The following is a 4,933-nucleotide window of genomic DNA, read 5'->3' as shown; positions in this document are numbered from 1 at the left end:
CGGGAAACAGCATGCTCCATCGGAATAGCGAAGGCACTGATTTGCCCGTCGTCAACTCAAACAAGCCAAGGTCGTACAAAGGGACGGCACGGTGGGGAATCCAGATCCTCGTTGCCTTCTCCATGTAATCACCGTTTCGGTAGTCAAACCCAGGCAGCGACGCCGAAGTCGCCAGCCAGCTGTCCAGCCAGCGTGCAAAATCGGCAACGATCCGGTCCCTCGGGGCGTCGATCGATACCATCACATGAGCGTACCTTTGAAAAGGCGACTTGGGATTGCCGGCAAACAGTTCGTCTACGACCGCATCGGGACAGCCGGGACCTGCCCGCTCTTCTACGCCGAGTAACGACACCGCCTCATCGACCAGAACCCTCAGTCGATTCAGATTCAGCGATTTAATGGCGGCAGTGTTCGCCGCATGGTCAGCCCCAATGTACCGGATATCAGAGCCAAGCCACTCCAACGGCGTCGCCTTAATCGACTCGAAGACAGCGGAGACGGCCTCTGGATTGCCTGCGTCAAGTGCACGGCGAATGGCCAGGCGATCCCCGACCAGACGAGCCCAGTCCAACGGTGTGAACTGGCTCAGCCCAGTGTAGTTGTCGAGCTTGAACCATTCCAATTCTTCGGCTGTTGCTTCAGGCATTTTCCTAGACGAAAGCAAGGCGGATCTCCCAGATGATATACACGGACCACAAATCAAACGCCAACAAACCGGAACCTGCGTGCAGCCCACTATATCTTCAACAGCCACCGCGCAAGGCTCTGGACAATCCCTCGCGGTGACCTTGTCCACGCAGCTTCCCATAGGGCTACAATGCAAACGGCCTGGCAACTGCCAAGCCGTTTCCTGTCCAAATCCTGTCCAAATCTGAGCCTGGACAGCGGACGAACTGAACCGGGAACCCGGTCATGAACTATCGCAGCATCAATGAATGCGCAACTATAATGGCGGATTAAGCCCCTGATTTAAAAGAGGTTTTACTCCCACTCGATCGTCGCCGGCGGCTTGCCCGAAATGTCATACACGACGCGGTTGATCCCCCGCACCTCGTTGATGATCCGGTTCGACACATGGCCGAGCAGCTCATGCGGCAGATGCGCCCAATGCGCCGTCATGAAGTCTTGCGTCTGCACCGCGCGCAGCGCCACGACGTACTCGTAAGTGCGGCCGTCACCCATTACGCCCACGCTCTTGACCGGCAGAAACACCGCGAATGCCTGACTCGTCAGGTCGTACCACGACTTGCCGGTTTCCTTGTCGATGAAAGTGCGCAGCGTTTCGATGAAGATCGCATCCGCACGGCGCAGCAGATCCGCAAAATCGCGCTTCACTTCGCCGAGAATACGCACGCCGAGACCCGGACCCGGGAACGGATGGCGATACACCATGGCCGGCGGCAAGCCGAGCTTCACGCCCAGTTCGCGCACTTCGTCCTTGAACAGCTCGCGCAGGGGCTCGAGCAGCTTCAGATTCAGGGTTTCCGGCAGGCCGCCCACGTTGTGGTGGCTCTTGATGGTCTGCGTCGCCTTCTTGCCCTTGCCGGCCGATTCGATCACGTCCGGATAGATGGTGCCTTGTGCGAGCCACTTTGCATCCGTGAGCTTCGCGGCTTCCGCCTGGAACACTTCGACGAACTCCGCGCCGATGATCTTGCGCTTCGCCTCCGGGTCGGTCACGCCGGCGAGCTTCGAGAGGAACACTTCGCTGGCATCCACGTGGATGACCTTCACGCCGAGGTGGTCCGCGAAGGTCGCCATCACCTGCTCGGCTTCGTTCAGACGCAGCAAACCGTGATCGACGAACACGCAGGTCAGCTGATCGCCGATCGCCCGATGCAGCAACGCCGCCGCCACCGACGAATCCACGCCGCCCGACAAGCCCAGAATGACATGCTCGCTACCGACCTGCTCGCGAATCTTCGCGACCGCTTCGTCGACGTAGTGGCCCATTTCCCAATCGGGACGCGCGCCGCAGATCTTCAGCACGAAGCGTTCGAGCATCGCGCGGCCCTGCACCGTGTGCGTGACTTCCGGGTGCCATTGCAGACCGTAGAAGTGGCGCTGCTCGTCGGCCATCGCGGCGATCGGGCACGACTCGGTAGACGCCATCAACTGAAAACCGGGCGGCATTTCCAGCACCTTGTCGCCGTGGCTCATCCATACCTTCAGCATGCCGTGACCTTCCGGCGTGGTGAAGTCGCTGATGCCCTCGAGCAGGCTCGTGTGGTTGCGCGCGCGCACCTCGGCATAACCGAATTCGCGCAGATGGCCGTTGTCGACCTTGCCGCCCAGCTGCTCGGCCATTGCCTGCATGCCGTAGCAGATGCCCAGCACCGGCACGCCGAGCTCGAACACGGCTTGCGGCACGCGCGGCGTGTCGGTTTCGGTGACCGAACTCGGGCCGCCCGACAGGATCACGCCCCTCGGCGCAAAGTCGCGAATGAAGGCGGCATCGACGTCATACGGATGGATTTCCGAGTACACGTTCGCCTCGCGGACGCGACGTGCAATCAGTTGGGTGACTTGCGAACCGAAGTCGAGAATCAGGATCTTGTCGTGCATGGCAGCGGACGGCATCAAAAGTGAACGGATAGAGAAAGCCGCGCACGAAGCGCGGCGTTGAATTCAATGCAGCCCTGCCGGCCATGGCCGTGCAGGGCAGCGTGGGATCTGACATTGCGCAGGCGTGCAGCCAACCACACGTGCAGACGGAATCCGGAAGCCTCGGTGAATGGCGTGGGCGTGGGCGGCTCAACCATGAAACGGCGGCCGTGGCGCGCCCGGCGCATCCGCGGCGGCGCTGCGCGCCTCCACGTCGCTTGCCGATAACGTGCCCGGCCGGTCCGCAACGGTGAAGCCCGGTTCGACCGGACGCACCACCGGCTCGACGAGCGGATCGCCGCCAGGCACCACCACCGGTTCTTTCCGATAAGGTGTCCGCTCGACCGCCGCCGCGTCGCGTGCCCGGGCCTCGTCTTTCGCAGCCTGCCGCTCAGCGCGCTGCGCAGCCGCCGCCTCGGCGACGCGCAGCCGCTCACGGCGCCGCACCGCGCTGGACAAGCGCACGCCGCCCAATCCCACGACGACCAGCACCACCGCGGCCAGCACCGCCACGAGCTGACCGAAACCGGTCAGCTCGGGCCTGTGCATGCCGATCAGCCAGACCAGCATCAGCAGCCCCGTGAGCCAGTTAACATGCCCGATGACTTTGGCGACCGTGGCGGTCAGCGCGCCGTCGATGGACGCATGAAAGGCGAGCCACGCGAGGCCGATGAGGGCGACACCCAGCCCCTGGCCCACCAGCGAGGGTTGCGTCTGCACCAGTTGCAGCGCGTTGTACAGCGAAGTCCAGGGCGTCAGCAGAAACAGCACGCCGAACGCGAGCAACAGCAAGGCATCGATGATCAGTACAGCGCGCAGCAGCGGCTTCATGGGCAATTAGTCCACGTGGTAGTTAGGCGCTTCCTTGGTGATTTGCACGTCATGCACGTGCGACTCGCGCAGGCCTGCACCGGTGATCTGCACGAACTCGGCCTTGTCGTTCATCTCGGCGATGGTGCGGCAGCCGCAGTAACCCATGCTGGCACGCACGCCGCCGATCAGCTGGAACAGGATGGCGTTGACCGAACCCTTGTAAGCGACGCGGCCTTCGATGCCTTCCGGCACCAGCTTGTCGATGTTGGCCGAATTGTCCTGGAAGTAGCGGTCTGCCGCGCCGTCCTTCATGGCGCCGACCGAGCCCATGCCACGGTACGACTTGTATTGACGGCCCTGGAACAGGAACACGTCGCCCGGCGACTCTTCGGTGCCGGCGAACATGCTGCCCATCATCACGGCATTCGCGCCGGCGGCAAGCGCCTTGCTGACGTCGCCCGAGAAACGCACGCCACCGTCGGCGATGACCGGCACGCCCGTACCCTTGAGCGCTTCCGACACGTTGGAGATCGCCGTGACCTGCGGCACGCCCACACCCGCGACGATCCGCGTGGTGCAGATGGAACCCGGGCCGATACCCACCTTGACGCCGTCCGCGCCGTACTCGACCAGCGCCTTGGCGGCCGCGGCCGTAGCGATGTTGCCGCCAATCACTTCGACGTGCGGGAAGTTCTTCTTGACCCACTGCACGCGCTCGAGCACGCCCTTGCTGTGACCGTGCGCCGTATCGACGACGATCACGTCGACACCCGCCTGCACCAGCAATTCGACGCGCTCTTCGTTGTCCGCGCCCACGCCGACCGCCGCGCCCGCGCGCAGCTTGCCGTGTTCGTCTTTACAGGCGTCCGGGTGTTCGGTCTGCTTGGTAATGTCCTTCACCGTCATCAGGCCGCGCAGCTCGAACGCGTCGTTGATGACCAGCACGCGCTCCAGGCGGTGGCTGTGCATCAGCGCCTTCGCTTCGGCGAGCGGCGTGCCTTCCTTGACGGTAACGAGACGCTCACGCGGCGTCATGATGTTGCGCACCGGCTCGTCCAGGCGCTCTTCGAAGCGCAGGTCGCGGTTGGTGACGATGCCGATGAGCTGGGCGCCTTCGACTACCGGGAAGCCAGAAATGCCATGCTGCTGCGACAGCGCAATGACGTCGCGCACCTTCATTTGCGGCGGCACCGTGATCGGATCGCGCACCACGCCGGATTCGAAACGCTTCACCTTGGCCACTTCACGCGCCTGTTCGGCCGGCGTGAGGTTCTTGTGAATGATGCCCACGCCACCCATTTGCGCCATCGCAATGGCGAGACGGGCTTCGGTAACGGTGTCCATGGCGGCGGACACGAGCGGCATGTTCAGGGAAATGTTGCGGGTCAGCCGGGTCTTGAGGCTGGTGTCGCGCGGCAGAACATCGGAGAAGGCCGGGACGAGGAGCACGTCATCGAACGTGAGTGCTGTTTGGATCAGACGCATGGCAAATCCTATAGGCGCAAAAGCGAATTAT

Annotated in this window: 4 protein-coding genes; all 4 read right to left on the bottom strand. The window is 62.9% G+C overall.

What is annotated here, in order from left to right; translation table 11 throughout:
- The coding region (locus tag VGH41_RS04005; protein ID WP_331596045.1) for a hypothetical protein at window positions 1-646 on the bottom strand (646 nt) is incomplete at its 3' end.
- Between the two features lie 335 nt (window positions 647-981).
- A complete protein-coding gene (gene guaA / locus VGH41_RS04000) occupies window positions 982-2,565 on the bottom strand; it encodes a glutamine-hydrolyzing GMP synthase (RefSeq protein ID WP_331596044.1) in 1,584 nt (527 codons plus the stop codon).
- Between the two features lie 189 nt (window positions 2,566-2,754).
- A complete protein-coding gene (locus tag VGH41_RS03995) occupies window positions 2,755-3,435 on the bottom strand; it encodes a hypothetical protein (RefSeq protein WP_331596043.1) in 681 nt (226 codons plus the stop codon).
- A gap of 6 nt (window positions 3,436-3,441) precedes the next feature.
- Window positions 3,442-4,902 (bottom strand): IMP dehydrogenase, encoded by a 1,461-nt coding sequence (guaB, locus tag VGH41_RS03990; protein ID WP_331596042.1) that lies wholly within the window; start codon window positions 4,900-4,902, stop codon window positions 3,442-3,444.
- Window positions 4,903-4,933 lie beyond the last annotated feature (31 nt).

Source organism: Paraburkholderia sp., assembly GCF_036488795.1.
Classification (GTDB): domain Bacteria; phylum Pseudomonadota; class Gammaproteobacteria; order Burkholderiales; family Burkholderiaceae; genus Paraburkholderia.
The sequence above is the reverse complement of the archived record's forward strand: the minus strand, read 5'-3'. Positions and strand labels throughout refer to the sequence as shown.